We start from the raw sequence: 25895 nt of genomic DNA, 5'->3' as shown, positions 1-25895 counted from the left end.
GGTCGTTGTCGGTTCGGCATGCGGGGTGCTGCTCTGCGGGCCGCCGGCGCGGAGCCCGGCGCTGTGTTCGCAGCCGGGACCCGTGCCGCGGCGGCTCACTCCGTGGCTGTCGTGCCGCCCAGGTGCCGGGCGAGGAAGCGGTCGGCCGTCCGGTAGGCGTCGATGTTGTTCTCCGGGTTGACGAAGCCGTGGCCCTCGTTCTCCTTGACCAGGTACTCGACCTCGACTCCGCGGGAGCGGAGCGCTTCGACGATCCGGTCGGACTCCGCCTGCACGACGCGGACGTCGTTGCCGCCCTGGACCACCATCAGCGGGGTGCGGATCTCGTCCACCCTGCTGATCGGCGAACGGGCCAGCAACTCCGCCTCCTGCTCGGGTACGTCGGGGTCGCCGGCGAAGAGGTACCAGTTGTTGATCAGATGGGGCCGCACGAACTCCGGCACGGTCCGCAGGAAGGTGACGAGGTTCGAGATGCCGCAGAAGTCGATCGCGGCGGCGAAGACGTCAGGGGTGAAGGTGACCCCGACCAGCGCGGCGTACCCCCCGTAGGAGCCGCCGAAGATCGCGACGCGGTCCCGGTCCGCGTACCCCTCCCCGACGGCCCAGTCGACGGCGTCGATGAGGTCGTCGTGCATCTTCCCTGCCAGCTCCCCGATGCCGGCCTTGAGGAACTCCTTGCCGAAGCCGGTCGAGCCGCGGAAGTTGACCTGCAGCACCGCGAAGCCGCGGTTGGCCAGCATCTGCACGATGGGGTGGTAGCCCCAGCTGTCGCGGGTCCAGGGGCCGCCGTGGACGAGCAGGACCAGCGGGAGTCCGGTCGGCTCGGCCCCGAGGGGCAGGGTCAGGTACGACGGCAGGGTCAGGCCGTCGCGTGCGGTGATCGTGACCGGTGTCATGGGTGCGAGGCTCTCGGGGGCCAGTTGCGGGAACGGCCGGTACAGCAGGCGGCTCTCGCCCGTGGAGTGGTCGTAGTAGTAGGTGGCACCCGGATCGCGGTCGTGGGTGAAGGTGACCACCCAGCGCTGCCCGTCCACGTCGGACGACAGGCCGGCCAGATCGCCGTCGGACAGCTTCTCCAGGTGTGCCAGCACCTCGGCGAAGTGCGGGTCGAGCGCCTGGATCACCTGCCGCTCGCCGAGGTAGCGGACCCCGAGCAGCTCACCGGAGCGCCGGTGGCGGATCAACGGCGACGGCAGGGTCGGGAAGACGGCGGCCCGCATGTCGATGTCGAATTCCGGATGGCTGTCGACCTCGGTCTCCACGCCGGTGGCCAGGTCGAGCCGGACCAGGCGGGTTCGGTCGCTGCCCCGGGTGGAGCCGAGCCACACGCCGGTGCCGTCCGGGGTGAGTTCGAAGGGCTGGACACTCAGCGGGTGGTCGGCGCCGTCGAAGGTGGCGACCGAGCGGACCTTCCCCTTCTCCGTGTCCCACTGCGCCAGCTCGATGTCCCCCTGGTCCGTCCAGTTGTGGGTGTACAGGTCGCCGGAGGGCGTGTACAGCAACCCTGCGATCTGGCCGGGGTTGCGCACCAGCATCGTCAACTCGGCGGTCGCGATGTCGAGTTCGTAGAGGTCGAACTCGACGGGATTCCGGTGGTTCAGCCGTACGAGCACCTTGCCGGGGCGCGTGACCATCGTCTCCAGGCCGATGGCGATCGCCCCGGGGAAGGGGGTGAGGTCGACCGCCTCCGCTTCGGGGTTCTCCAGGTCGACGCGGTGGATGTGCCACTTCTCGTCGCCGTCGCCGTCCTGCTCGTAGAGCAGCCAGCGCGGATCGTCCGTCCAGTGGTACACGTGCACGCTGCGGTTGTCGTCGGTGGTCACACAGCGCGCCGGCTCCTTGCCGTCGACGCTCTCCACCCAGACGTTGAGCCGGTCCCGCCACGGTGCGAGATAGGCGATCCTCGTGCCGTCGGGCGAGATCTTGGCGGCAGCGCGGACGGGCGAGCCGAACAAGTCCTCTACGGCGAGGTGCGGGATCCCGCTCGGTTCAGCGGCCATCGGGAGACTCTCCTTCTGCGTCGGTCTTGGCTTGGTCGTCGGTGGGCCGGGGCCCGGTACGGGGCCGAGGTCCGGGGGCCGTGCGCGGATCGATGTCCTCAGGCGACGGGATCGCCGACGACTCCGCCGGTGGCCGTGCGGATCGCGTGGGCGAAGCGCCGGGAGACGGCCACCACATCCGTGAACTCCGTGAGGTCGGCCTCGGCGAGGATGGCGGCGCCGATGTGCTCGTCGAGCACCCGGACGACGGCGGCGGCGGCCGCGGCGTGCAGCCGCACCTCCAGATCGTCGGCGGAGCGCTCGAGACGGCCGCCGATGATCACGCGCATCTGCTGTTCCGTCTGGTCGCAGGCCATCAGCCAGGCCGCGCGGAGCGCCGGTTCGGTGTCGGCGAGGCGGATCATCTTCATCCCGAGCATCTCGTCGGCGATGTCGACCGGCGGCTCCTCGTGACGGAGCCTGGCCAGCTCCGTGGCCAGGTGGTCCTCGAGGGAGCTCTCCCTGGGCCAGCTGCGCAGCACGCTCAGCAGGGTGACGACGCCCTGCATGACGATCGGTTCGGCGCAGCTCTCCTTGCTGCGAAAGTGCCGCCAGATGGTCCGCGTGGAGAGGCCCACGGCCTCCGCGATCTGGTCGCCGCTGGTGGCCGCCACTCCCTGCTCCCAGAACAGGCGGGCCGCCTCGCGGGAGATCTCCAGACGCAGCCGCGCACGCCGCTGCTCACTCATTCCTCCCCCGCTGCGCTTCTTGGTTTCCATGGCGCCGCGTCACCCTCCTCGCTCGATGTCCTCAAGAGACACTGTGTCACTTAGTGACATCTTGTGCAAGAGGTCGGCGTCTGGGCACCCGACGCGTGAGCGGTGCCTTCGGCAGCGGAAACCGGCCCACGAGCGACACAGGAGCGAGCCATGACGACCGAGAAGGACGATCCGGGGCCGGTCGAAGAGGGGCCCAAGGAGCCCAAGGACCCCACCGACCTGCCGGCCCGCTCCTGGGGAGCGGTCCTGCGCCGGACCGGCAAGGAATTCCTCGACGACGACCTCCCCGACAAGGCGGCCGCCCTCACGTACTACGGCGTCCTGTCCCTGTTCCCCGCGCTCCTCGTCCTCGTCTCCCTGCTCGGGGTCATCGGCGAGAAGGCGACGCGGACGGTCCTGGAGAATCTGCGGCACCTCACCCCGGGCCCGGTCCGGGACATGCTCGACGACTCGGTGCGTCAGTTGCAGGACAGCGGTGGCACCAGCGGAGTGATCGCCGTGGTGAGTCTGGTCGCGGCCCTCTGGTCGGCGTCCGGCTACGTCGCCGCGTTCATCCGCACCGCGAACGCCGTGTACGACCTGCCCGAGGGCCGCCCGGCATGGAAGCTGACGCCGCTGCGGATCGCCCTGACGGTCACGCTGATGCTGCTGCTCGCGATGAGCGCGGTGATCGTGGTCTTCACGGGGCCGCTGGCGCGGCGCGCCGGGGACACCATCGGCGTGGGCGACGCGGTGGTCACGACGTGGAACATCGCGAAGTGGCCGGTCCTGCTGGTCCTGGTCGTCCTGATGGTGGCGCTGCTGTTCTGGCGCGCCCCCAACGTCCGCGGCCCCGGCTTCCGCTGGCTCAGCCCGGGCAGTCTGCTCGCGGTGCTCCTGTGGATGGCGGCGTCGGGTGCGTTCGCGCTGTACGTGGCCAACTTCAGCTCGTACAACAAGACGTACGGCACGCTTGCGGGCGTCATCATCTTCCTGGTCTGGCTCTGGCTGTCGAACCTGTCCATCCTGCTGGGCCTCGAACTGGACGCGGAACTGGCCCGCCAGCGGGCGATCAGCGGCGGCCTGCCCGAGGGCGAGGAGCCGTACGTGGAACCGCGCGACACCCGCAAGTGGCCGGCGCGCCTGCGACGCAGGGTGGGTGGCAGGCCCGCCTAGGAGGCGGCGCTCCCCGCCCCGTCCGGCCCCGACGGCTCCACGCGTACGCGGGCCACGGTCGCGCCCTGGAGGCCGAGGCGCGTCTCATCGGCGCCCGGGAGGATCGTGTCGAAGCGCTCCAGGCGTCGGCCACCGAGCGAGACGAGGCCTTCGAGGATCACCAGCGCGGTGGCGGACGCGGCCGAGACCGGCATCTGCGCGTCCCCGCGGAGCAGGTCGAGACCGCCGCGGACGCCGGTGCGCGTCATGAGGTTGAGCGCCTGGGCCCGGCCCTGCACGGCGGTCGTGGCCGCTTCCGCGTCCCCGGCGAACGAGACGACCTGGGTGTAGTGCAGGTCGTGGACGGCACCGTCGATGGTGAGTTGCAAGGGCGCGGGAGCTGCCGAGAGCAGGTGGCGCTCCATCCCCGGAAACGGGGAGAAGGGGCCGGTGCCCTCGATGTCCGCGAGGCTGAGGCGCCACGTGAGTGCCTCCGGAGAGTCCGTCGCGGGCTCACGGTGGATCTCCCGGGTCCAGCCTCCTCCGTTGGCCCACCGCTGCGGTTCGAGCGTGGCCACCGCGATGACGCGGGACGCGCCGATGGCGGACGGCTCGGGTGAGAGCATGCCGGGTTCGTCTCCTGCCTGGTCTTCTGTCATCTTCGTCAACGGCCGGACCGCATGCGGCACACCCTAAGTTGTGAGCACAGATCACTCAATTCTCCGCGTGCCGAGCCTCGTACGACCGGCGTACCGTGCCCGATCGCCAGGCCCCGAATCCGGTTGAGACACGGCCCCGCGATACGGAAAGCTCTGTGCTCGTGGAATTCTTCTGTTATCACCGTGACCGGTCCGCCTCCTCGGAGTTGCGCGAGACGCTGCTGGAGGGGCACTGGTCGTACATGGACCGGTACGAGAGCGAGCTGATCGCTCGCGGGCCGGCCTTCGCCGACGACGGCACGACGCCCGTCGGCAGCGTGCACATCGTCGACCTGCCCGATCCCGCCGCTGCCCGCGCGTTCGCCTTCGAGGAGCCCAACTACCAGGCGGGCGCGTACCGGGACGTGCTGCTGCGCCGTTGGCGCAATCTGCTCGGGCGCACCATGTGGGACTTCCCCGGCGGCGCGACCGGGGGCAGCAGGTACCTGGTGCTCGCCCTCGGTCCCGACCGGGCCGGCGACCTCGCCGTGCCGCCCGACGGGGAGGACGGCCTCATCGCGTTCGGGCCACTGCTGTCCGACGACGCCCGCACGTGGCTCGGGACGGCCGCGCTGGTGCGGGCCGCGGATCCCGGCCGGGCGCGCGCTGTCCTGGAGCCGGTGCGGTACGCGGACGTCGAGGTCCACGCGTGGGAGTTCGGCGGGCGGCGGACCTGAGCGGACCCGTCCGTCAGCGGTGCCGCGCGATCAGCATCTGTCCCATCTCCCGCGCCCGGAGCGCCGCGTCGGCGTCCCCTTCGGCCGCCGAGATGATCGACCCCTTCATCAGGATGTGCCAGGACCGGGCGAACGACTCGGCATCCCGCAGCCCCGCCTCCTCGGCCATTCCGCGCACGAGGGAGCGGATCCGCTGCAGGTAGTCGATGCTCGCCCGCCCCAGCGGGTGCTGTCTGCCCATCTCGAGCAGGACGTTGATGAACGTGCACGCGTCGAAGTCCTCGCTGCGGAACCACTCGTCGAAGACGTCGAAGATCGCCAGCAGGCGTTCCTCCGGAGTGCCGCCCCTGCGGTGTGCGCCCGCCATCACGAGCCCCAGCGTCCACTGACGTTCCCTGCGGGCGAGGAACGCGAGCACGAGCTCGTCCTTGGACGGGAAGTGCCGGTAGAGCGTCGCCTTGGCGACGCCCGAGCGTGTGATGACCTCGTCGACGCCGACAGCACGGATGCCGCGCTGCGAGAAGAGCTCGTACGCGGTCCGCAAGATCCGTTCACGAGGCGCCGGCCGCGGCGTCCCTGGTGCCCGGTCGCTGTCCATCACCGTCCAGAATAGTCCTGGACAGAGTCTCCGCACGGTGCCATCTTCTAGGCAACGGCTCACGGGACAGACCGGTCTTTCTCTCTCCGCGGCTCCATGAACTTCCGCCCCGAGCACCACCCCAGGATCCCGGTGTACGCACATCCGGCAGGGCAGCCGGTACGGGAGACCGGCCACCCGCCCACCACCGGGAAACCGCCCGACGGGTGGGGCAGCAGGCTCCCTGGCGCGCCCCTCCCGCCAGGTGAGCCGCCCCCACCCGTCGGGCGTGCCGTCCCCGGCACGGTGACCCCGGCCCTGCCGGGCGACGGGCCCTCCGCAGCTGACGCACCGACAGCGGACCGCTCCTGCGGCGCCGCTGAAACCCTCGTGAAACCGGGCTGAACGCGCCCTGCCGCAGTCTCCGCGGCATGACGAAGCCGACATCGACATCAGCGGACACCTCAGGCCCCCCACCCACACCGCTCGCCATCTCCGCCAAGGGGCTGCGGAAGACCTTCGGGGACAAGACCGTCCTCGACGGGATCGACCTGACCGTGCCGGGCGGCAGCGTCTTCTCGCTGCTCGGTCCGAACGGCGCGGGCAAGACCACCGTCGTCAAGGTCCTCTCCACCCTCATCCGGGCCGACGCCGGCGCGCTGCGCGTAGGCGGGCACGATCTGGCCGTGGACCCTCAGGCGGTGCGCGCCGCGATCGGGGTCACCGGACAGTTCTCCGCCGTCGACGGCCTGATCACGGGCGAGGAGAACATGCTCCTGATGGCGGACCTGCACCACCTCTCCCACCGCGAGGGCCGCCGTACGGCCGCCGAACTCCTCGAGCGCTTCGACCTCGCGCAGGCGGCGAAGAGGCCCGCCGCCACCTACTCCGGCGGCATGAAACGCCGGCTCGACATCGCCATGACGCTGGTCGGCGCACCGCGGATCATCTTTCTCGACGAGCCGACCACCGGCCTCGACCCGCGTTCCCGCCACACCATGTGGGGGATCATCCGCGAGCTGGTGTCCGGTGGCGTGACCGTCTTCCTGACCACCCAGTACCTGGAGGAGGCCGACCAGCTGGCCGACCGCATCGCGGTGCTGAGCGACGGAAGGATCGCCGCCGAGGGGAGCGCCGAGGAGCTGAAGCGGCTCGTCCCGGGCGGGCATGTGCGGCTGCGGTTCACCGACCCGGTCGCCTACCGGTCCGCCGCGGTCGAACTGCGCGAGGCCGCCGCGGACGACGAGGCGCTGTCGCTGCACATTCCCCACGGTGGCAGTCAGCGTGAGCTGCACGCCCTCCTCGACCGGCTGGACTCCGCCGGCATCGGGGCGGACGACCTGACGGTGCACACCCCCGACCTCGACGACGTGTTCTTCGCCCTGACCGGTGGCACCGATCGCCCCGCCGACCCCGTCCACCCCGTCCACCCGAAGGAGGCCGTCCGATGAGCTCCGGCTCCCTCTCCCTCGCCGTGCGGGATTCGTCCACGATGCTGCGCCGCAATCTCCTGCACGCACGGCGCTACCCGTCGCTCACCCTCAACATCCTGCTGATGCCCATCGTCCTGCTGCTGCTCTTCGTCTACGTCTTCGGTGACGTGATGAGCGCGGGCATCGCCGGCGGCGGCGCGGACCGATCCGCGTACATCGCCTACATCGTGCCGGGCATCCTGCTGATGACCATCGGCGCGACCCCGGCGGGGACCGCGGTATCCGTGTCCATGGACATGACCGAGGGCATCATCGCCCGCTTCCGCACGATGGCGATCCACCGCGGATCCGTGCTCATCGGGCACGTCGTCGGCAGTGTGCTCCAGGCGGTCATGAGTGTCGTCCTCGTGGGCGCCGTCGCCGTCGCCATCGGCTTCCGGTCCTCCGGCGCCACGGTCCTTGAGTGGCTCGCGGCGTTCGGGCTGCTCGTGCTCGTGGCCACGGCGTTCACCTGGATCGCGGTCGGCCTCGGCATGGCGAGTCCGAACGCCGAGGCGGCGAGCAACAACGCGATGCCGCTCGTCGTCCTTCCGCTGATCTCCAGCGCCTTCGTCCCGGTCGACGCGATGCCTGGCTGGTTCCGGCCGGTCGCCGAGTTCCAGCCGTTCACCCCCGCCATCGAGACCTTGCGGGGCCTGCTGCTGGGCAGCGGGATCGGCGACAACGGGTGGTTCACCCTCGCCTGGTGCGTCGCCCTGACCGCGCTCGGTTACTCCTGGTCGAAGTCGATGTTCAGCCGCGACCCGAAGTGAGCGCCCGGGCTGCTTCCCGCAGTCCGTCCCGGCCCAGGGCGGTGTACTCCGACAGCGCGTCGGCGTACACCGCCCGGTCGGCGCGCTCGGCCGCCCGCCGGGCGCGGTCGGCCGACATCGTCGGCTGGAACTCGCGCAGCACCAGCAGCCGCTCGGCCAGCGCGATCATGCGTACGGCACGGGCGTCGCCGGTGACCTCGCCGGTGGCGAGACCCGCCATGCCGAGCGCGTGCAGCACCGTTCCGAGGACCGGCAGGTCCGTGGCGGTGCGGGAGGGGAGACTCAGGAGGATGACCAGGCGCTGCCGGAGCCGGTCGACGGTCTCCGTGACGGGTTCGACGCGCCCCGCGTGGGCGTGCGCCGTCACCGCGGCCGACTGGATCTGCAGCGCCCACGGGTCGAGCCAGAGGTCACCGTCGGGCGCCGAGTGGGCCCCGGGCAGCCGGTCCACGGCCTCGCGCCACAGGCCGAGGCCGACCCCGGTCATCCCGCGGGCGAGCGCGATCTCGGCGTGCCCGCCGAGATCGGGGCTGTAGAACGCGTCCCTCTGCAGGTGGTTGTCTTCCGCCGCCTGCCGCAGCCAGTACTCGGCCTCGTCGGGGTCGCCCCGATGCAGGCCGGCGAGGGCCAGGCCGCAGCGGATGCCGATGTGGTCGTGCTCGTCACCGAGCCGTGTCAGTGTCTCCAGGGCGGCCTTGAGGTGCCCGTGGGCTGCGGCGCCCTCACCCGCCCTCAGGTACAGCTCGCTCAGCCGGGAGTGGCCCATCACGTGCAGGGTCGGGTTGTCGAGCGGTGCCAGTGCGGCGACCATCCGGCGGGCCGAGGCGAGCGCGCGGTCGAGATCGTGTTCGTTCTCCCACACGTAGGTGGCCACGCACTCGGCGACGCCCGCCACCAGCGGCCGTGCGTCGGCGCAGAGCGCGCGCAGCACGCCGTCGTCGGGCGCGCGCATCTCGGGGAGTGCGCTCAGGACGACGGCGACGGCGCGAACCAGCGTGTCCGGCGGGGCCGTGGGGAGCCGGCGCAGGGTGACGAGTTGACGGACGACGTGCGGGCCGTGGTTCATGGACAGGCCCGCGGCGCACAGCACGGCTGCTGCACGGGTCACTTCGACGTAGGCGGGCTCGGGGCGGTAGCGCGACAGGGGCGGGCCGGTGTCGGCGGCGAGATCCGCGAGGCGCGCGTAGTGGGAGTCGGTGGACCACAGGGCGGCGAGGACGGCGGTGACGGCGGCCGTGCCGGGGCCGTCCGAACGGGCCAGGGCGTGGCGCAGCGCCGCCACGAGATTGTCCTGCTCGTCCTTGATCCGCCCCCGGGCGTCCAGGGGCCGCGAGCCGAGGAGCACGTCGTGGTGGGCGACCCCGAAGTCCCGTGCCCAGGCGAGGAAGCGGCCGACCGCCCCCTCCTCCTCACCCGCGTCCGCAAGACGGGCCGCGCCGAACTCCCGTACGGTCTCCAGCATCCGGAACCGCGTGCCTGCCGGAGTGTCGGCGGCGGTGAGCAACGACTGGTCGGTCAGCTGCTCAAGAAGGGACAGCGCCTCCGCGCCGAGGACGTGCTCCGCCGCGTCGACGCCGAAGCCGCCGGGGAACACGGACAGGGTGCGCAGTGCGGCCCGCGCGTCGTCCGCGAGCAGGTTCCAGCTCCACTCCACGACGGCGTGCAGTGTGCGATGGCGTTCCGGCGCATCGCGCGCACCGCCGCGCAGCAGCGCGAACCGGTCGCCGAGGCGGCGGGCGATCTGCGGCACCGAGAGCACCCGCACCCGTGCCGCGGCCAACTCCACGGCCAGCGGCAGGCCGTCGAGATGGCGGCAGAGCCCGGCCACCTCATCGGGTGGCAGCTCCACGCCCGGCCGGGCGGCCCGGGCGCGCTGGGTGAACAGCTCGATTGAAGTGTCGAGGCCGAGCTCGGGCAGCGCGTACACGGCCTCCGACGTGAGGTCGAGCGGGGCCCTGCTGGTGGCGAGGACCCCCAGACCCTTCGAGGAGGAGAGCAACGCCCCTACGAGGGCGGCGACACCCCGCACGATGTGCTCGCAGTTGTCCAGGACCAGCAGCGCGGGCCCGGCACCGAGCACACCGCGGATACCGGACACCGGGTCGGCCGGGGCCTGGCCGCTCCTGACACCGTGCCGCCCCTCCCCGACGCCGAGAGCGGCGGCCACCTCCCGGGGCACGTCCTCGTCCGCGGTGACGCCGACGAGCGGGACGAAGTACACCGGGCGCCGCTCGGCCCGGCGGCCGACGGCGTGGGCGAGCCGGGTCTTGCCCAGGCCGCCGGGGCCGACGACGGTGACGGCCCGGGAGGTTCCCAGCAGCTGTTCCACCGCCGCGATGTCCGCGTCCCTGCCGAGGAGTTGGTTCGGTTCGTGCAGCACGCCGCGTCCGGCCGCGGGGGCTTCCTCACGCAGCAATTCCTGGTGCACGGCCCGCAGCGGTGCACCCGGATCCGTGCCGAGCTCGTCGCGCAGTTCGCGTCGGTACGCCTCGTACCGGGTCAGTGCCGCTGCGGGACCCTTCGCCGCCGCCTCGCCGCGCAGCACCTCGGCGAGTACTTCCTCGTCACGGGGGTCTTCCGCGACGAGCGCCGCGAGCGGCCCTGCCGCCCGGGCGCGCTGTCCGAGACGGGCGAGCGCAAGGGCCCGTGCGCGTTCGAGGGTGCGGTGGACGGGGGCGCGTTCGGCACGCAGGGCGGCGACGGGGTCGTCGGGGGCGCCCGCTCCGTCGGGGGTGCCCTCCCACAGCGCGAGTCCGGCCTCGGCCGCCGTCAGTGATCCCGCGTGGTCCCCGGCCGCGGCCCGCTCGGTACTCGTGGCGGCGTGCAGGAGCAGCGCGGAGCTGTCGACCTGGACCTCAGCGAGGGCGAGCCGGTAACCCGTGGGCGTGCTCGCTATGACATCGGCGCCCAGCTGCGCGCGCACCCGGGACACCAGTACTTGGAGCGCTTTTCCGGGCCGTTCCGGCAGCTTGTCCGGCCAGATGCCCGCCACCAGCCGTTCGGTGCCGCAGCCGCTGCGCAGGTCTGCGGCGAGGAGGACGAGGAGACTGCGGAGCCGGGGCGCGCCGACCTCCTGCCCGCGGTAGGCCACGCGTGGCAGCAGGGTCAGGTCGGTGGTCACCTGTGCAGGTTAGCCAAGGCGCCGGTCAGCGGTTCGCCGGACCTCGCACGTGATCCGGGCCCCGCGTATGAAGCGGGCCCCGCGCATGAAGCGGACCTCTCGCATGAGCCCGTACACGGGCCCTGAGTCCACAACTGACCGCGCCGACCGGCCGGGGAGGACATGCGGTGCGCCGCGCCCTCGCCGCTTCGGCGAACCGGCGGCCCCGGAGGAGGGCTCAGCGGCTGGGTACGCCCTCCAGTTCCCGCTTGAGGTTGCGCAGGGTCCTGTCGATGTTCCCCACCTGGAACACCGCGAAGGTGTGGCCCCTCGTGGCGATCCGGTCGAAGACGCCGGCCACGAGGTCGGGCCAGCGACGCCGGTCGTCCGTCCAGGTCTCGGTCACGCGCGTCGCCGGCCCTGACGCGTCGGACTCCGTTTCCTCGAAGCGGTACTCCCAGGTGGCGATCGGAGCGCGCAGCCGAGGACGCTTCAGGCCGATCGCGTGCACGCGGAAGGCGAAGCGGCTGCCCGCGTCCGCCGCGGTGACCGTGCAGCGCGTGGTCCAGCGGAACGCCCCGCGTTTGTTGTGCCCCTCGAAGACCAGACCCACCCGGGCCGGTTCGTCGGCGCCCGGCACCGTCGCGCCGAGGTTCTCCGGACTCCAACGGCCCATCTGCGCGGGCCTGCTGACCTGTTCGTACACCGCTGACGGCGGTGCCTGGATCACGATGCTGCGGGACACGGTGAACGTGCGGGCCATGGGGAATGCTCCGTTCCTCGGCCCCCGACCTTACCCGCCAGTAGGGCTGACGGGAAGCGGTCGGTCCGCGTGCGAGCCGAGCGGTGGCCGCGCCGGTCGCGCCCGTTCCTTCGTCAGCGCCCTGGTGATCCTGCGGGCCAGGAGCGGGTCGGCCGGCAGCGCGTGCGCGGCGAACCAGCGGGCGCCCGACGGGTCGGGGGACGGTTCCACGAATTCGGCGCCCGCGTAGTCGTCGAGCGGCGGATCGTAGAGGTATCCGGCGACGATGCCGTGCCGCACCAGGCGGTCCACCAGGGCGTCCCGGCTCTGGACGAGCAGCGGCACGCGGAAGAGGGGCACGGGGCCGTCGCCCGCCGCACGGTCACGGAGCGCCGGGGAGGCCCAGCCGGTACCCGTCAACAGTGCGGTCCCGGCCGCCCGCCGGGCGAGGTCGGCGTCCAGCAGCCGGTCCACCCGCAGCTCCAACTGACAGCGCACCAGGGCGCCGTGGCGGGACCGGTAGCCGTGCAGGTCGACGCGTATCCACGGTTCGTACGCGGTGAGGCTGGGCGCCTCGGACGCGCAGCGGGCGAGGCGGGGCGCGTGCAGGTCCATCCGGTAGCCGTCACGCTCCAGCATCCCGAGGCGCCCCATCGTGCGCCACAGGGGTCGCACCAAGTGGAGGTCGCGCACCGCTGAACGCGCCAGCGGGCGCAGGGTCGTGGCCAGGTCGGTGCGGAGCCGACCCGGCACGAGGAGTTCGTCGCGCCGCCGTTCCAGTTCCTTGCGGGTGCGGACGTCGTCGACGGCGAGGAATCCGCCGGCCGTCGCCGCCACGTGCTTGGACAGACTGAAGGCGGCCGCCGTCCCGAACGTCCCGATCGGCCGCCCGCCCACGCGGGTGCCGATCGCGTGGGCGGCGTCCTCGAACAGCGGGATGCCCAACTGGTCGCAGCGGCGGCGCAGTTCGACGACCCGGTCGGGCACGCCGTACAGGTTCGTCGTCAGGACGGCATCGACGTTCCGCCAGGTCTCCGCCGGTACGGCGGCGGGGTCGATGTTTCCGTCCCGGAAGGACACCGGGGCGTGCACCGGACGCAGTCCGGCCGCCAGGACCACGAAGAGGATGACGTCGTCGTTGACCGGGGACATCAGCACGCGCGAGCCCGGCCTGCACCAGTGCCGCAGTGCCAGGTACAGCGCGAGCCGTGCCGAGGGCGTGTAGACGCATTCGCGTCCCAGTCGCCGCGTCATCAGCGCGGCGAGCCGCGAACCGTAGGTCATCCTCGCTTCTTCCGTCGAAGGGGCGCAGGGAACACGGCGCAACTGCAGGAACAGGAAGGGGGGAGGGAAGGCAGAGCAGAGACAGGAAGGGGTCGACGCGACCGCCGCGGGGGGGGCGAGTGCGCTCAGCGTGCGCGACGGGCCGCGCCTGCGGAACCAGCGCCTTGGGAGCCACCGGAACCAGCGCCTCGGGAGCCACCGGGGCCCGCATCCCGGGAGCCGTCGCCGCGTGAGGTGCGCAACGTTCCGACCGTCTTCAGGAGCCGGTCGGCGGGCTCGCGCAGCCGGGGGTGGGCCAGGACCGTGTTGCGCAGGCCCCGTACCGGTCTGCGCCACAGCCGGTGCGCCGTCGCCACCGGATGGGGGCGGGTCGCGAAGCCCTCGCCCACGCGCAGTTCGCGGGTTTTGAGCCAGTCCTTGTACTTCTTGTCGCCACGGCCCATGTCCATGATCCGCACACCGGCGCGGCCCGCGGCCTCTGCCATCCGCAGGTGCATCATGAGGCCGGGCGAGTAGTAGCTGAGCTCGGGGTCGTACGCGGTGAACCAGGCGGCGAACACCGTGCCCGACGTCGGCCCGAAGTGCGCGGCCACCGGGCGCTCACCGGCGTACACCACGGACAGCACACCTGTGAAGTGCTCCTCGCGAACCTGGAAGAGGTCGTCCACCAGGTCGACGATCCACGGTCGCGCGAACCGGTCCATGCGGCCCGTCCTGCGGTACTGGGCCGATTTCCAGCGCATGAGCGTGCGCAGCATCCTGGGGTCGCGCTCGTCGTAGACGAACCGCGTCTCGCCGATGTCCCGGCTCAGCCGACGCTCCTTCTTCAGCGTCGTCTTGGCCAGGCCGGGGTAGGCGCCGCGAAGCCACTCCGCGTAGCTCTCCTCACCGGCCTTCAGGTCCAGCACCGGAGAGGCGAACGTCCCGGTGACGCAGGGGCTGAACGGCCGCTGTTCCTCGACGAGGTGGTCGAACTCGAAGACGGAGAGACCGCAGGCCCGCAGCAGCTCCTGGGGGTTCCAGGTGACCCCGGGGCGGTGCACGAGGGCCTGGCAGTCGGAGAGGCCGAGTCCGACGGCCCGGCCCACGCCGAAGGAGTTGCGCTCGTAGGGAAGGAAGCCGACCGGTTCTCCCTTCTCGCTCAGGACCGCCAGGCGCGTGCCACCGCGGTGCCTGGCGACGCCGGCCGCGAACTCCGGTGCCAGAAAGGGGTTGGCGTACTGGGGCGACTCGTCCATCGTCCGGTGCCAGGCCGCGCGCAGCGGGTCGCTCAGCTCGTCGGGACCGTGGATCGCTATGTCCATCTCAGGCCGATCCTCCTGCCACGGGCCGCCACGGACCGCGTACGCGACACACTCGGCGCGACCCGCTCGGCGCCGCACGGCCCGGTAAGGCGTACGGGACTCCGCTCACGGATCTGGACCTGACGGATCTCATGGCTGACCGCTCCCCCCGGCTCCCCGCCCCTGCCCTGCCCTGCCCTGCCCTGCCCTGCCCTGCCCTGCGAGGCTCAAAGGTCGCGAAACCGTACGCATGTGTCAAGGGTGCCGACCATGGGGGAAGCGCATGTTTCGGACTCCCGGGCCCGAACGGTTTCCCCGGCCCCGGGGCATGTCACGCGGCGTCATCGCGCCAGACGAAGACCTCGGTGCTCGGGCTTCGCTCGGAGAACCGGCCCGCGTCGGAAGCCTCCCGCAGGAGCCGGCGCAGGTCCGTCTCGAAGGCCACCAGGCGGGAGCCGAACAGGTGCGGGGCCGAACTCGACAGGGAGAACACCTCCGCGACGACGTCATCGACCGAACGCTCCAGGACGTCGCCCGCGGGCACGACCAGGCGTCGCGGTCCGGCGAATCCCGCCCGGGCGAGGACCACCTCCTCACCGCTGGGTGTGCCCCGCGGCAGCACACCGCGGCCCGCCCGGCGCACCGGCCCCAGGTAACGCTTCACCAGCTCCGCCACCTCCGCGTGGGGAGGTGCCGGATGAGGCAGACCGTCGGCGGTGCGGATCTCCGTCTTCAGGTCGGACACGTGCACCAGGGCACCGCCGGGACGGAGCATGCCCTTGACGGTCGCCGCGACGAGGTCACGGTCCATCCAGTGGAACGACTGCGCGAACGTCGCGACGGTGAACGTGCCGAGCCCCGCGGGCAGTTCCTCCGCACGGGCCCGCACCCATCGCGTCCGCCCCGCCACTCCTTGCCCTGCGGCCGCGCGCACCGCCTCGGCGATCATGTCGCCGTCCGGGTCCACGCCCACGGCCTCGCCGAACAGCGGGGCCAGGGTCAGCGCGAGAGTGCCGGGGCCACAGCCCACGTCGACGAGGCGTCCGCGTCCGTCAAGCCGCAGCGCCTCGGTCAGCGTGTCCGCGAGCCCGGGCGCGTAGGGAAGCCGTCCGCGCGCGTAGTACGCGGCGGATCCCGCGAACAGCGTGTCGTCCCACTCCCATTCGTCCGGCATGTCCGTTCGCCACCTCTCGTCCCTGTACCGCCGGTTCGCCGTCCCCCGATGATGCGGGTCCGCGCGCTCTGGCGCCGAAACCGCCTCCGGGCCCTCCGGTAATCTGGATCTTTTTCCGCAGGAGGGGTCGCGTCAGTGGAATTCCGGCTGCTCGGAGCGGTTTCCGTGGCCACCGACGCGGGCGTGGCGCCGCTCGGCCCCGCCAAGCGGCGCGGCCTGCTCGCCGCCCTGCTGCTCCGCCCCAACCATCCGGTCCCGGTGGGCCGGTTGACCGACGCCCTGTGGGACGACGCGCCGCCGCCGAGGGCCCGCGGTGTCATTCAGGGGCATGTGTCGCGGCTGAGAGTGTTGCTCGCGGAGGCGGACGCCGAGGTGTTCGGCGTCGACATCCTCACGCAGGGCACGGCGTACGCCCTGCGGATGCCGGAGTCACTGCTCGACGCGCATCGGTTCGAGGAGCTGGCGACGCGGGCGCACAACCGGCTTGCGCCCGCCGAGGCCGTGGCCCTGCATGAGGAGGCGCTGTCCCTGTGGCGGAGCCCCGCGCTGACCGGCGTCTGCCCGAGCCGTCCCCTGCGGGCGGCGGCCCAGACCCTGGAGGACCGCTCCGTCGGCCTCGCCCTCCCCCGGCGCCCTCAACCTCCTGCCCCGCGTGCCGCGCGGCTTCCACGGGCGGTCCTGCGAACTGGCCGCGCTGTCCCGCGCCGCCACCGGCGAGGCACCCGTCTGCCTGGTCACCGGTCCTGCGGGAGTGGGCAAGACCTCGCTGGTGACGTACTGGGCCCACCGCGGCCGCGAGCAGTTCCCCGGCGGGCTCCTCCACGCCGACCTGCGCGGGTTCAGTGACGCGGGCGAGCCCGGCGACGAGCCGTGTTTCACGCTGCCCGCCGGTTTCCGTCCCCCATCGGCGACAAGGGAGTTCACCGGCCGCGAGCAGGCCATGGACTGGTACGCGGCACACCGCGAGGACCTGACCCTTTCGGTGGCCGCCGCGCACTCCGCCGGACTGCACGCCAGGACCTGGCGGCTCGTCCTCGGACTGTGGCCGCAGATCGTGTGGCGGGTGCGGGACGGCTGGACTCCCCTGCTGCGCACGGCACTTGAGGCGGCGCGGGCCGACGGCGACACCCGCGCCGAGTCGCGGATCCTCGCCCTGCTCGGGTGGGTCCTGACGGAAAAGGGCCGCATCGGTGAGGCGCTGCCTCATCTGGAGGCCGCGCCCGTGCTCGCCGCCCGGGCCCGTGACACCCGCGGCGAGGCGACCGCGCTGATCAACCTGTCGCTCGCGCAGGCCGGACTCGGCAGCCCGGAGGAGGCCGCCGGGGGGTGCGCGCTCGCCGCGGAGCTCGCGCACAGCGTCGGCGACCGGACCACCGAACGCCTCGCGCTGTACCACCTCGCCCGGCACCGCCTCGACGCAGGGGAATGGCGGTGCCGGGCTCCGAGACGGCGGTCACCGCACTGGATCTGGACAGCCCTTCGGAGGCCTCGGCGGCGGCCCGGTTCCTGCTGCGCACCGTGGTCGGGGAGGCGCTCCTGGGAATGGGCGACGAGGCCGCGGGCGTCCGACGCCTCGAGGGCGCGGCCCGCGATGCGGAGTCGTGCGGCTACGACGACGGCGCGGTCCGCGCCCTGGGAGCACTGCTGCGGGTGTCCAGTACGGATGCCGGACTGCGGGCGCGGTACGACACGGCGGTGGTGCGCAGGATGGCCCGTACGTGAGAGTGCGTGCAGGCGTGCTCGACGGCGCGAGTGAGGCAGGCAGCGGCGCGCCCGGTCATGACGGCCGGCGCCCGGCCGGGCGCCTCACTCGGTGCCTGGCTCCGTGGCGCTCCCGGACGCGGTCTCGTCCGTCGCGCGGCCGGCGTGCCCGGTGAGCTGCTCGTTCACCTCGCGGGCCTGCTCGGCCAGTCTGCGGGCCCGCTCCTCGGCCTGGTCCGCCCGCGCGTTGATGCGGACGATGTCGTCCTCGATGACCTTCAGGGCCAGCTCGGTGGCGGCGTCCGCGTCCTGCTGCGGAAGATCGGCGGGAAGGTCGTCCAGGGCGCTCTTGACCGCGGGGATGCCGCCGCGTTCGTGAATCTCTTTCCAGAACTCGTAGTCCATTGCGCCATCTTGGCCGATCGGGTCCCGTCGACGCGAAACGGTGCCCCGCCGCGGATGGTCACCGCCTTCTCGGCGAGGCCCGCCCCGAAGGGGTACGGGACCCGGCCGAGGACACTCGCAGGGCGTCGCCAGGAGTGTGCAGACAGGCCCTAGGAAGCGGGCCCGGCCGACGTGCCCGCCCGTGGCTGGGTTCTGAAGTCCAACAGGTCCTCGGCCGTCTGCTGGGTGTCCTCCGCGGCCTTGCGGGCCGTGGCGACGACGTCGCCGTGCTCCTGGACGAGGGTGTGGTAGATCGGCGCCTGGGTGGCGTCATTGGCCGGCATGACCTGCGGCTCCTTGTTCGGTGACGGTGTTGCTCGGGTCGGCCGTGTGCGGCCGACCCGCGACCTTACGCGAACCCGGTGCCCCGATGGCACCCGACCCCGATCATGAGACGGCCGCTTGTGACCACCTTCACACGCGGCGGCCGGCTCGGGCGCAGTAGGTGTCCCGGTCGGGCCGTTCGCCCGTGGCCAGGAAGCGCGAGACGGTCCGGTCACCGCACGCGTTCCCGTTCGCGAGGTAGGAGTCGTGGCCGGTGGCGTCGACGGTCACCATGACCGCGCGACGGCCGAGGGCCTCGCGGAGCTTCAGGGCGCCGGTCAGCGGGGTGGCGGGGTCGCGCTCGTTCTGGACGAGGAGGATGTTGGACGGGCCTCGGTCGGTGATGCGCACCGGGGCCTCCTTCGGCCGGTACGGCCAGGCGGCGCAGAGCATCGCGTTCCTGGTCATGCCAGCGGTCAGCGGGAACTCCGCCCGGGCCTCGGTGACGTCCTTCTGGTACACGTCGGCCGTCCTGGGCCACGCGATGTCGTTGCAGAGGGTGGCGGAGCCGACGGCGACGGAGTTCTGCACGGCCCCCTCCGGAGGCGCGGGAGGCGCGGGAGGCAGCCGGTCCTTCTCGCCGTCGAGGACCGACCGTGCGTCGAGGATCAACTGCGCGAAGCCGGGATAGTCGTCGGGGTCGTCCATCGCGTTGAGCATGGTCTGGCGCAGTACGTTGCCGTTGAGCTCCGCCGGGTTGGCGCCCTCCCAGGGGATTGGTGCCCGGTCCAGACGGGCGGCGAGGCGGAGGAAGAGCGTGCGCACCCCGTCCGCCGTCCCGGCCAGGCGGTGGGTGCTGCCGGGCTTCGAGGCCCAGGCCGCGAACTCCGGGAAGGTGTCCTCGACGCCCCGCTCGTGCGCGGCGAGCCAGCCGCGGCCCACCCGGGCGGGGTCGGGGTCGTCGTTGCTGTCCAGCACGACGCGGTCGGTGCGGTGCGGGAAGAGGCGGCTGTACACGGCGCCCACATATGTGCCGTACGAGACGGCCCAGGCGGACAGCTTCTCCTCGCCGAGCGCGGCACGGATGCGGTCGATGTCACGGGCGTTGTCGGCCGTGCTGATGTGCCGGATGAGCTCGCCGCCGTTGCGGGCACAGGCGTCGGACGTGCGGCGTGCGTCCGTCATGTTCCCCGTGACGGAGCCGTCGGGGGCGGGCCAGGGATGCGACTTCGAGGGGGCGAGGTCGGCGTGGCCGAAGCCACAGCTGACCGGGGTGGAGCGGCCCGTGCCGCGAGGCTCGAAGCCGATCAGGTCGTGGGTGTCGCGGACGCTCTGGGGCAGTTTCCTTCCCTTGCCGGAGGGGTCGTCGAGGCTTGATCCTCCGGGGCCGCCCGGGATGAGCAGGAGGGCGCCTCTGCGGGCGGTGGACTTCTCGCTCGGCACACGGGAGACCGCGAGCCGGACCTTCTCGCCGTCGGGATGGGCGTGATCCAGGGGTACGTCGAGCGTGGCGCACTGCTGCCGGGAGCCGGGGCCCGCGCCCTTGCACGGTGCCCAGTCCAGGGTCGTGGCCGGGGCGGCGGTGCGCTTCACCGACGTAGCTGCCGATACGGCCGGCGGGGCGGTGAGCGTGAGCACAGCCGCGGAGGCGGCGAGCACGGCGGTGTTCCGCTTGATCTTCGTCATGCGGGAGAGCCTCGCCGGTCGTCCCGGACGGCCACATCCTCCCCACCGGCTTGTACCAGTGGGGGTTTACCCCTATCGGCCACCTAAGGGGCGGGTGCGGGTGGTGCGGCCTGCGGTGATTCCGTGCCTGAGAACAGCATCAAGGTGCCGCCCGTGTCCGGTCCAGGGCACGGCGGCTCGGGCCGGCCGGGCCTCCCGCCCCTGCTTCGAGACGGCCCGGATCCTCGCGGACGTGGGCCCACCCGCCAGGTGGGGGGCGCCCGCCAGGTGAGGGGTGCCCGTCAGGTGAGGTCCGTCCGTCTCCGGGTACCCGCGGACGGACGCAAGGAGGAGACCGTGCCACTCACGTTCCGCAAGAGTTTCCGGATACTTCCCGGGGTGCGCCTGAACATCAACAAGCGCTCGTGGTCCCTCACCACGGGCGGCCGCAACGGCCCCCGGCGCACCCACAGCAGCACCGGCCGGCGCACGACGTCGATGGATCTGCCGGGCCCCTTCGGCTGGCGCCGTACGACGAAGCGGCGGCGCTGACACCGTCCCCCGGCCCACCCGGGCACGGGAGTCACCTGAGTCCCCCCAAAAAATCCATCTCGCGACGAGTGCCGTCCTGTTACGGTCACCGGCATGGAAAAGCGCGCTGTGCTGACGACGACGCCGGAGAGTGTCCCGGCGCGCTGACCGATGTCCCAGTCCGAAGCCCCGGGGTGAGCACCCCGGGGCTTCGTCCTTTCCTCCGGCGGTCGCCCGCCCCGCCGTCCGCGAGGAGACCACCGTGCACGACCACCGCAAACTCGGCCGCGAGCTCGACCTGTTCGGCACCGACCCGCTGATCGGCGCGGGACTGCCCTACTGGCTGCCGGACGGGGCGACCGTGCGGCACACCCTGGAGGAGTACGTCCGCGACGCCGAACGACGGGCGGGCTACCGGCACGTGTACTCGCCGGTGCTCGGCAAGCGGGAGTTGTACGAGATCTCCGGGCACTGGTCGCACTACAGCGACGACATGTTCCCGCCGATGGACCTGGGCGGTGAACAGGTCGTGCTGCGGCCGAGCCTGTGTCCGCACCACGCCGTGATCTACCGCTCCCGGTCCCACAGCTACCGCGAGCTGCCACTGCGCATGGCGGAGCTCGGCGGCATGTACCGCGCCGAACTCTCCGGCGTGCTCGGCGGGTTGAGCCGGGTGCGGGCCATCCAGCTCAATGACGCGCACATCTTCTGCACCCTGGACCAGGTCGCCGACGAGGCGAGCGCGGCCCTGGAGATGATCCGGCGGGCGTACAGGGCGCTCGGCATCCGGGCGGCCCGCTTCCGCCTCTCGCTGCCGGGCCCCGGCGGCAAGTACGTCGCCGACCCGGAGAAGTGGCGGCGGTCCACCGCCCTGCTGACCGAGGTGCTCGACCGGTCCGGCGTGCCCTACGAAGCCGTCGAGGGCGAGGCCGCGTTCTACGGGCCCAAGATCGACGTCCAGATCGTCGACGGGGCGGGCCGCGAGTCCACCCTCTCCACCGTCCAGATCGACTTCCACCAGCCGGAGCGCTTCGACCTGCACTACATCGGCGCGGACGGCGCCAAGCACCGCCCCGTGATGGTCCACCGCAGCGTCATCGGCAGCGTGGAGCGAGCCGTCGCCCATCTCGTCGAGGAGCACGGCGGCGCCTTCCCCGCCTGGCTCTCCCCCACCCAGCTGGTGGTCCTGCCCGTCTCCGAGGCCCAGGTGCCCGGGGCCGAGGACGTGCTGCGGCGGTGCGCCGAGCTCGGGCTGCGGGCGGAGCTCGCCGGTCCCGAGCAGGGCAGTCTGGGCGCCCGGATCCGTGCCGCCCGGCTGGTGCCCTACCAGGCCGTCGTCGGCGCCGAGGAGGCCATCGACGGCCTGGTCGCGCTGCGGCTGCGGGGCGGGCGGCGCGTCGATCCGCTGCCCGCCGCCGAGGCCCTGGCCCGTATCGACGCCCTGGTCGCGGCGCACAGCACCGAGCTGTGGGACGACGGCGCGCGGCCCGGTGACGGGTCCGGGGCCGGGTCCGGGCGACGGACGTCAGAACACGCCGACGATCAGCGTCACGCCCATGACCGTCATCGTCGCGGCGATGAGGAAGTCCAGGGCGCGCCAGGACGCGGGCCGCTCGAAGAAGCCGCTGAGCAGGCGGGCGCCGTAGCCGAGCGCGAGGAACCAGCAGAGGCTGCCGAGCATCGCGCCGACGCCGAACGCCCAGCGGAGCCCGTCGTGTCCCGCGGCGACCGAGCCGAGGAGCAGGACCGTGTCGAGGTAGACGTGCGGGTTGAGCCAGGTCATGGCCAGGCAGGCGAGGAGCGCGCCGCGCCGTGACCCGGCCGTCGCGCCGGTGGTGGTCATGGCGGTGGGGCGCAGGGCCCTGCGCCCGGCGAGTACGGCGTACGAGAGGAGGAAGCCTCCGCCTATCAGGCCGACGAGGGTCAGCGCAGGGGGCCACGCGGTCACCACGGTGCCGATCCCGGCCACGCCCGCCGCGATGAGCAGCATGTCGGACACGGCACAGATGGCCACCACGCTGAACACCGCCTGGCGTCGGATGCCCTGGCGCAGCACGAAGGCGTTCTGCGATCCGATGGCGACGATGAGCGAGAGTCCGGTGCCGAATCCGGCGGCTGTGGCGGTCAGTGCTGTTCCCATGAGCACCGACGTTAAGGAACCCTGACACCTTGAGGCCAGCTAAAGATTCTCATGTAGCTTAAGCAATTGTGATGATGCGATCCGAGGAGCCGGCTCCGACGTCGGGCGCGTTGTCGGAGTTGCCGCTCGACCAGGTGCGGACGCTGCTCGCCGTCGTCGACGAGGGCACCTTCGACGCCGCGGCGGCCGCCCTGCACGTGACGCCGTCCGCGGTCAGCCAGCGCGTCAAGGCATTGGAGCGCCGAACCGGCCGCGTCCTGCTGATGCGCGCCAAGCCGGTGCGGCCGACCGAGTCCGGGCAGGTCGTGGTGCGGTTCGCGCGGCAGCTGGCGCGCCTGGAGCGGGACGCGCGCGCCGAGCTCGGCATCAGCGACACCGGCGAGCCCGCCGCCCTGCCGGTCGCGGTGAACGCCGATTCGCTCGCGACCTGGTTCCTGTCGGCGCTGGCCCGGGTCCCCGACGAGCTGCGGATCTCGTTCGAGCTGCGGCGCGAGGACCAGGACCACACGACGTCGATGCTGCGGGAGGGCTCGGTGATGGCGGCGGTCACGTCGTCGCCGGACGCGGTGGCGGGCTGCACGGTGCGCGGGCTGGGGCGGATGCGGTACCTGCCGGTCGCCTCACCCGGGTTCACGGCGCGGCATCTCGGCGACTGGCCCCGGGTGCCGCTCGGACAGGTCATCGCGGATGCCCCCGCGATGTTCTTCGACCGCCGCGACTGTCTGCAGGACGACTTCGCGCGCAGGGTGACGGGCGGGCGCGGGGCGAGTGCGATGCGGCACTACGTTCCCTCGTCGCGGGGTTTCGTCGAGGCGATCGAGGCGGGCCTCGGCTGGGGTGTGGTGCCGCGGGCGCAGGCCGAGCCCCGGCTGCGCGCCGGCACGCTGGTCCTGCTCGACGCCGATCGGGGCGTGGACGTGCCGCTGTTCTGGCAGCAGTGGAAGCTCGACTCCCCTGCGCTCGCCGCGTTGGCGGACGCGGTCGCGGCGGCCGCCGCCGAGGCGCTGGACCCGTGAGCCGAGGCCCCGGGCCGGTGGTCCGAGGCGCCGGACCGGGCGCGTGCTTGACCTTGACACGGTGACAAGGCCTTCACTGCGGGCATGGAGGTGGTCCCGATGACCCTGACGACTCAGAGCGCCGAAGCGGTGCGGGCGTTGCAGGCCCTCGACGACGGACGTGCGTCGGTGCGACTGCGGGCGGCACTCGCGATCGGTACCCACCCCGACGCGCGGTACGTGGGCAGGCTCGTGGAGCGCTGCGCGGTCGAACCCGATTTCCAGGTGCGCGAGATGCTCACCTGGGCCCTCACCCGCCATCCGGTGGCGACGACGCTCCCGGCGCTGCTCGGCGAACTCCGCTCGGAGCGCGCGCAGGCGCGGAGCCAGGCGCTGCACACCCTGTCGAAGATCGGGGACCGGCGGGCGTGGCCGGCGATCACGCCGGCGCTGCTCTGCGACGCCGACGACGAGGTGGCGCGGAGCGCCTGGCGGGCCGCGGTCGTCCTCGTGACGAAGGGACCGGAAAGGAGGGAAAGGAGGGAGGGGGCAGAAGGGGCGGAAAGCGAGAAGACCGAGCTGGCCGCCGTGCTGGCGACCCAGCTCGGGCGCGGCGTGCGGGCGACACAGCTGAGCCTGAGCCGGGCGCTGATCGCGCTCGGTGAGACGATCCTGCCGATGCTGCGCGCCGCGGCGACGGATTCCGACCCACGCGTGGGCGCGCACGCGATCGCCACGGAACAGCTGTTCCACGACCCGGAGGCCGGATTCGAGTTCGCGCTCGATGAGGCCAAGCGCATCGCGGTCCTCGGGACTCGCGGCCAGGAGGAGTGACAGGCAGTGTTGATCGGCGAGGTGGCACGGCGGTCCGGGGTGAGCGCCCGCATGCTCAGGCATTACGAGTCGCTCGGCCTGGTGCGGCCGACGCTCCGTACCGGCGCGGGCTATCGCGAGTACGCGGGCGAGGACATCCGGCGGATCTTCCACATCGAGAGCCTGCGGTCCCTGGGGCTTTCGCTGCGCGAGGTCGGGCGGGCGCTCGACGATCCCGGCTTCACACCCTCCGAGCTCGTCGACGACCTCATCCGTCGGACGCGGGAGCGCATCGCGGCCGAGACCGAGTTGCTCACGCGGCTGAGCCGGATCGGTGCCGCGGAGCCGGACGGCTGGGAGGACGTCCTGCAGGTCGTCTCGCTGCTCCAGGCGTTGGGGTCGGAGAGCGCGGGACAGCGCCAGCGCGCGGCCCTGTCCGCGGTCGACGAGGTGCCGGTGCCCGTGGAGGCGCTGGCCGAGGCCGCGTTGGGCGAGGCCGACCCCCATGTCGCCGGTGCTCTTCGCTGGGCCTTGGCGCAGTCGGGCGACGGCGGACCGGCGCTTCTTGCGGAGGGCCTGCGCTCGCCGGTCGCCGACGTGCGCAAGCGCGCCGTCCAGTCCCTCGCCGAGCTCCCGCACGACGGGGCGATCGCAGCGCTGCGGGACGCGCTCAGCCATCCCGACATCGTGGTCCGCGGGTATGCGGCCCTCGCGGTCGGGGCGCGTGGCGTGACCGACGCGGTGCCGACGCTCGTCGACATGGTCGTCGAGGAGACGAACGACGTCGACGCCTCCGACGTCCTGAGCACCCTGGCCGGCAGCCCCCCGTGGGCGGACCGGATCGCAGGCAGGCTCGTCGACCGCCTCGCCGACGCCACCGTGGACTCCGCCGCACGCCGGCGGCTCACCCAGGCGCTCGCGGACATCCCGGGCGGCACGGCGGACCGGGCTCTGGAGGATCTGTCACGGGACGAGGACCATGGGGTCGCGCTCACCGCGACGTACATCCTCACCCTGCGGGAGGGGCGATGACCTGCCCGGCGTAGCCGTCTTGACGCCCGCCCCGGGCGGACAGAACATGCGGCGCCCGCGAGTCCTGTCTAGCGTCACAGACATGAACACTGATCCGCAGAGTTACGAGCTGCTGCTGGTGCCCGAGTTCACCGCGGGCGGGACAGGGACGGACGCCGCCGCCGGTGCCTTGCGCTCGGCGGTGGTGACGGCCACAGGGAAGACCGGCGCCTCCGGCTATCCGCGGTACGTGGGCGACGGCATGGAGGCCGACATCGACCCCGCGACCCGCTCCGTGGAGGCGGTGCTCGTCGATGGGGCCGAGCTGGACTACGGGCTCTCGATCCGGGTCGCGGACCGGCCTGGCGGCTGAGGTCGGGCCGCTCCTCAGACCGTTCCCCCACGCCTCTCCGTACACCGCCGTGCGGCCGCGGAATCACCGTCGCGGCCGTATGACAGAAAGAACCGAAGCGTCAACGAACCGACGCCGTATCAGTTTTCCGGTGAATCAAGCGGATCCGTTGAATCATGTAAAACGGATCTCATTGTTCTGCGTCGACGACACGGCGCCGGAATGTGCCGCCGGACCCCCTGGCTTGAATGGTTCGCTTTCGTTGGTGTCCACAGGATGACCGAGTAGGCTTCCCATTCCGTAGCGG

22 protein-coding genes and 2 pseudogenes are annotated in these 25895 nt (G+C 72.3%); 11 read left to right on the top strand and 13 right to left on the bottom strand.

The genetic code is table 11. The features are described 5' to 3' along the window. Positions 1-95 precede the first annotated feature (95 nt). Positions 96-2000, bottom strand: a complete 1905-nt coding sequence (locus ACZ592_RS34120; protein WP_471585579.1) for a S9 family peptidase — start codon at positions 1998-2000, stop codon at positions 96-98. Between the two features lie 98 nt (positions 2001-2098). Next, positions 2099-2758 carry a TetR/AcrR family transcriptional regulator gene (locus ACZ592_RS34115; protein WP_471585578.1) on the bottom strand — a complete coding sequence of 220 codons (660 nt, stop codon included), beginning with the start codon at positions 2756-2758 and terminating at the stop codon, positions 2099-2101. Between the two features lie 150 nt (positions 2759-2908). Here ACZ592_RS34115 and ACZ592_RS34110 point away from each other — a divergent pair, with 150 nt between their 5' ends. Next, a complete protein-coding gene (locus ACZ592_RS34110; RefSeq protein WP_471585577.1) occupies positions 2909-3913 on the top strand; it encodes a YihY/virulence factor BrkB family protein in 1005 nt (334 codons plus the stop codon). Here the strand turns inward: ACZ592_RS34110 and ACZ592_RS34105 are convergent. Further along, complete coding sequence (locus ACZ592_RS34105; RefSeq protein WP_471585576.1) at positions 3910-4518, bottom strand: HutD/Ves family protein; 609 nt, start codon at positions 4516-4518, stop codon at positions 3910-3912. The two genes, ACZ592_RS34110 and ACZ592_RS34105, sit on opposite strands and share 4 nt — an antisense overlap. 194 nt (positions 4519-4712) lie before the next feature. Between ACZ592_RS34105 and ACZ592_RS34100 the strand changes: the two genes are divergently transcribed. Then, positions 4713-5267: a YciI family protein gene (locus ACZ592_RS34100; RefSeq protein ID WP_471585681.1), complete on the top strand. Its 555-nt coding sequence runs from the start codon at positions 4713-4715 to the stop codon at positions 5265-5267. Between the two features lie 13 nt (positions 5268-5280). Here the strand turns inward: ACZ592_RS34100 and ACZ592_RS34095 are convergent, their stop codons facing one another. Further along, entirely contained in the window at positions 5281-5811 is a 531-nt protein-coding gene (locus tag ACZ592_RS34095; RefSeq protein WP_471585575.1) for a TetR/AcrR family transcriptional regulator, read from the bottom strand. A 464-nt stretch (positions 5812-6275) separates the two neighbouring features. On the opposite strand from ACZ592_RS34095, the gene ACZ592_RS34090 reads away from it, so the two are divergent. Then, a complete protein-coding gene (locus ACZ592_RS34090) occupies positions 6276-7295 on the top strand; it encodes an ATP-binding cassette domain-containing protein (protein ID WP_471585574.1) in 1020 nt (339 codons plus the stop codon). Continuing rightward, positions 7292-8089, top strand: a complete 798-nt coding sequence (locus ACZ592_RS34085) for an ABC transporter permease (protein ID WP_471585573.1) — start codon at positions 7292-7294, stop codon at positions 8087-8089. Before ACZ592_RS34090 ends, ACZ592_RS34085 begins: the two co-directional genes overlap by 4 nt. Here the strand turns inward: ACZ592_RS34085 and ACZ592_RS34080 are convergent. The 5 genes from ACZ592_RS34080 to ACZ592_RS34060 all read right to left on the bottom strand — a co-directional run bounded on the left by ACZ592_RS34080 (position 8070) and on the right by ACZ592_RS34060 (position 15672). Beyond that, positions 8070-11210, bottom strand: a complete 3141-nt coding sequence (locus ACZ592_RS34080) for an ATP-binding protein (RefSeq protein ID WP_471585572.1) — start codon at positions 11208-11210, stop codon at positions 8070-8072. The genes ACZ592_RS34085 and ACZ592_RS34080 overlap by 20 nt on opposite strands. A gap of 217 nt (positions 11211-11427) precedes the next feature. Beyond that, on the bottom strand, positions 11428-11952 hold the full coding sequence (locus tag ACZ592_RS34075) for an SRPBCC family protein (RefSeq protein WP_471585571.1): 525 nt from the start codon (positions 11950-11952) through the stop codon (positions 11428-11430). A gap of 30 nt (positions 11953-11982) precedes the next feature. After that, on the bottom strand, positions 11983-13215 hold the full coding sequence (locus ACZ592_RS34070) for a DegT/DnrJ/EryC1/StrS family aminotransferase (RefSeq protein WP_471585570.1): 1233 nt from the start codon (positions 13213-13215) through the stop codon (positions 11983-11985). A 125-nt stretch (positions 13216-13340) separates the two neighbouring features. Continuing rightward, entirely contained in the window at positions 13341-14519 is a 1179-nt protein-coding gene (locus tag ACZ592_RS34065; protein WP_471585569.1) for a GNAT family N-acetyltransferase, read from the bottom strand. 310 nt (positions 14520-14829) lie between these two features. After that, positions 14830-15672, bottom strand: a complete 843-nt coding sequence (locus ACZ592_RS34060) for a class I SAM-dependent methyltransferase (RefSeq protein ID WP_471585568.1) — start codon at positions 15670-15672, stop codon at positions 14830-14832. Positions 15673-15807: 135 nt separating this feature from the next. Between ACZ592_RS34060 and ACZ592_RS34055 the strand changes: the two are divergent. Further along, a pseudogene (locus ACZ592_RS34055) lies at positions 15808-17394 on the top strand (AfsR/SARP family transcriptional regulator). 84 nt (positions 17395-17478) lie between these two features. On the opposite strand, the gene ACZ592_RS34050 reads toward ACZ592_RS34055, so the two are convergent. The 3 genes from ACZ592_RS34050 to ACZ592_RS34040 form a co-directional block, all read right to left on the bottom strand. Then, positions 17479-17778: a hypothetical protein gene (locus ACZ592_RS34050; protein ID WP_471585567.1), complete on the bottom strand. Its 300-nt coding sequence runs from the start codon at positions 17776-17778 to the stop codon at positions 17479-17481. 149 nt (positions 17779-17927) lie between these two features. Then, the gene (locus ACZ592_RS34045) at positions 17928-18101 is read right to left on the bottom strand and encodes a hypothetical protein (RefSeq protein WP_471585566.1); all 174 of its coding nucleotides are present in this window, start codon (positions 18099-18101) and stop codon (positions 17928-17930) included. Positions 18102-18231: 130 nt separating this feature from the next. Continuing rightward, entirely contained in the window at positions 18232-19767 is a 1536-nt protein-coding gene (locus tag ACZ592_RS34040) for an alpha/beta hydrolase (RefSeq protein WP_471585565.1), read from the bottom strand. 336 nt (positions 19768-20103) lie between these two features. Here ACZ592_RS34040 and ACZ592_RS34035 point away from each other — a divergent pair, with 336 nt between their 5' ends. Both ACZ592_RS34035 and thrS read left to right on the top strand, forming a co-directional pair. Further along, a complete protein-coding gene (locus ACZ592_RS34035; RefSeq protein WP_471585564.1) occupies positions 20104-20298 on the top strand; it encodes a DUF4236 domain-containing protein in 195 nt (64 codons plus the stop codon). Between the two features lie 130 nt (positions 20299-20428). Continuing rightward, a pseudogene (gene thrS, locus ACZ592_RS34030) lies at positions 20429-21760 on the top strand (threonine--tRNA ligase); the annotation flags it as partial. Between the two features lie 42 nt (positions 21761-21802). Here thrS and ACZ592_RS34025 read toward each other — a convergent pair. After that, positions 21803-22417 (bottom strand): LysE/ArgO family amino acid transporter, encoded by a 615-nt coding sequence (locus ACZ592_RS34025; RefSeq protein ID WP_471585563.1) that lies wholly within the window; start codon positions 22415-22417, stop codon positions 21803-21805. 71 nt (positions 22418-22488) lie between these two features. Here ACZ592_RS34025 and ACZ592_RS34020 point away from each other — a divergent pair, with 71 nt between their 5' ends. The 4 genes from ACZ592_RS34020 (at position 22489) to ACZ592_RS34005 (ending at position 25609) form a co-directional block, all read left to right on the top strand. Beyond that, positions 22489-23433 (top strand): LysR family transcriptional regulator ArgP, encoded by a 945-nt coding sequence (locus ACZ592_RS34020; RefSeq protein ID WP_471585562.1) that lies wholly within the window; start codon positions 22489-22491, stop codon positions 23431-23433. A 99-nt stretch (positions 23434-23532) separates the two neighbouring features. After that, positions 23533-24246, top strand: coding sequence for a HEAT repeat domain-containing protein (locus ACZ592_RS34015; RefSeq protein WP_471585561.1), 714 nt, complete (start codon positions 23533-23535; stop codon positions 24244-24246). A gap of 6 nt (positions 24247-24252) precedes the next feature. Beyond that, positions 24253-25257 (top strand): MerR family transcriptional regulator, encoded by a 1005-nt coding sequence (locus ACZ592_RS34010; RefSeq protein WP_471585560.1) that lies wholly within the window; start codon positions 24253-24255, stop codon positions 25255-25257. An 82-nt stretch (positions 25258-25339) separates the two neighbouring features. Beyond that, positions 25340-25609, top strand: a complete 270-nt coding sequence (locus ACZ592_RS34005; RefSeq protein WP_471585559.1) for a hypothetical protein — start codon at positions 25340-25342, stop codon at positions 25607-25609. Positions 25610-25895 lie beyond the last annotated feature (286 nt).

Source organism: Streptomyces sp. NPDC040622, assembly GCF_055593965.1.
Note: the sequence above shows the minus strand (reverse complement) of the source record. Positions and strands in the feature narration are given on the sequence as shown.

What these genes read in the sequence shown, in the direction of transcription:
- ACZ592_RS34115 (WP_471585578.1), bottom strand. Translation starts at nt 2,758, where the DNA reads ATGGAAACCAAGAAGCGCAGCGGGGGAGGAATGAGTGAGCAGCGGCGT.
- ACZ592_RS34090 (WP_471585574.1), top strand. Translation starts at nt 6,276, where the DNA reads ATGACGAAGCCGACATCGACATCAGCGGACACCTCAGGCCCCCCACCC.
- ACZ592_RS34120 (WP_471585579.1), bottom strand. Translation starts at nt 2,000, where the DNA reads ATGGCCGCTGAACCGAGCGGGATCCCGCACCTCGCCGTAGAGGACTTG.
- ACZ592_RS34075 (WP_471585571.1), bottom strand. Translation starts at nt 11,952, where the DNA reads ATGGCCCGCACGTTCACCGTGTCCCGCAGCATCGTGATCCAGGCACCG.
- ACZ592_RS34020 (WP_471585562.1), top strand. Translation starts at nt 22,489, where the DNA reads ATGATGCGATCCGAGGAGCCGGCTCCGACGTCGGGCGCGTTGTCGGAG.
- ACZ592_RS34065 (WP_471585569.1), bottom strand. Translation starts at nt 14,519, where the DNA reads ATGGACATAGCGATCCACGGTCCCGACGAGCTGAGCGACCCGCTGCGC.
- ACZ592_RS34015 (WP_471585561.1), top strand. Translation starts at nt 23,533, where the DNA reads ATGACCCTGACGACTCAGAGCGCCGAAGCGGTGCGGGCGTTGCAGGCC.
- ACZ592_RS34050 (WP_471585567.1), bottom strand. Translation starts at nt 17,778, where the DNA reads ATGGACTACGAGTTCTGGAAAGAGATTCACGAACGCGGCGGCATCCCC.
- ACZ592_RS34070 (WP_471585570.1), bottom strand. Translation starts at nt 13,215, where the DNA reads ATGACCTACGGTTCGCGGCTCGCCGCGCTGATGACGCGGCGACTGGGA.
- ACZ592_RS34105 (WP_471585576.1), bottom strand. Translation starts at nt 4,518, where the DNA reads ATGCTCTCACCCGAGCCGTCCGCCATCGGCGCGTCCCGCGTCATCGCG.
- ACZ592_RS34060 (WP_471585568.1), bottom strand. Translation starts at nt 15,672, where the DNA reads ATGCCGGACGAATGGGAGTGGGACGACACGCTGTTCGCGGGATCCGCC.
- ACZ592_RS34025 (WP_471585563.1), bottom strand. Translation starts at nt 22,417, where the DNA reads ATGGGAACAGCACTGACCGCCACAGCCGCCGGATTCGGCACCGGACTC.
- ACZ592_RS34005 (WP_471585559.1), top strand. Translation starts at nt 25,340, where the DNA reads ATGAACACTGATCCGCAGAGTTACGAGCTGCTGCTGGTGCCCGAGTTC.
- ACZ592_RS34045 (WP_471585566.1), bottom strand. Translation starts at nt 18,101, where the DNA reads ATGCCGGCCAATGACGCCACCCAGGCGCCGATCTACCACACCCTCGTC.
- ACZ592_RS34085 (WP_471585573.1), top strand. Translation starts at nt 7,292, where the DNA reads ATGAGCTCCGGCTCCCTCTCCCTCGCCGTGCGGGATTCGTCCACGATG.
- ACZ592_RS34040 (WP_471585565.1), bottom strand. Translation starts at nt 19,767, where the DNA reads ATGACGAAGATCAAGCGGAACACCGCCGTGCTCGCCGCCTCCGCGGCT.
- ACZ592_RS34110 (WP_471585577.1), top strand. Translation starts at nt 2,909, where the DNA reads ATGACGACCGAGAAGGACGATCCGGGGCCGGTCGAAGAGGGGCCCAAG.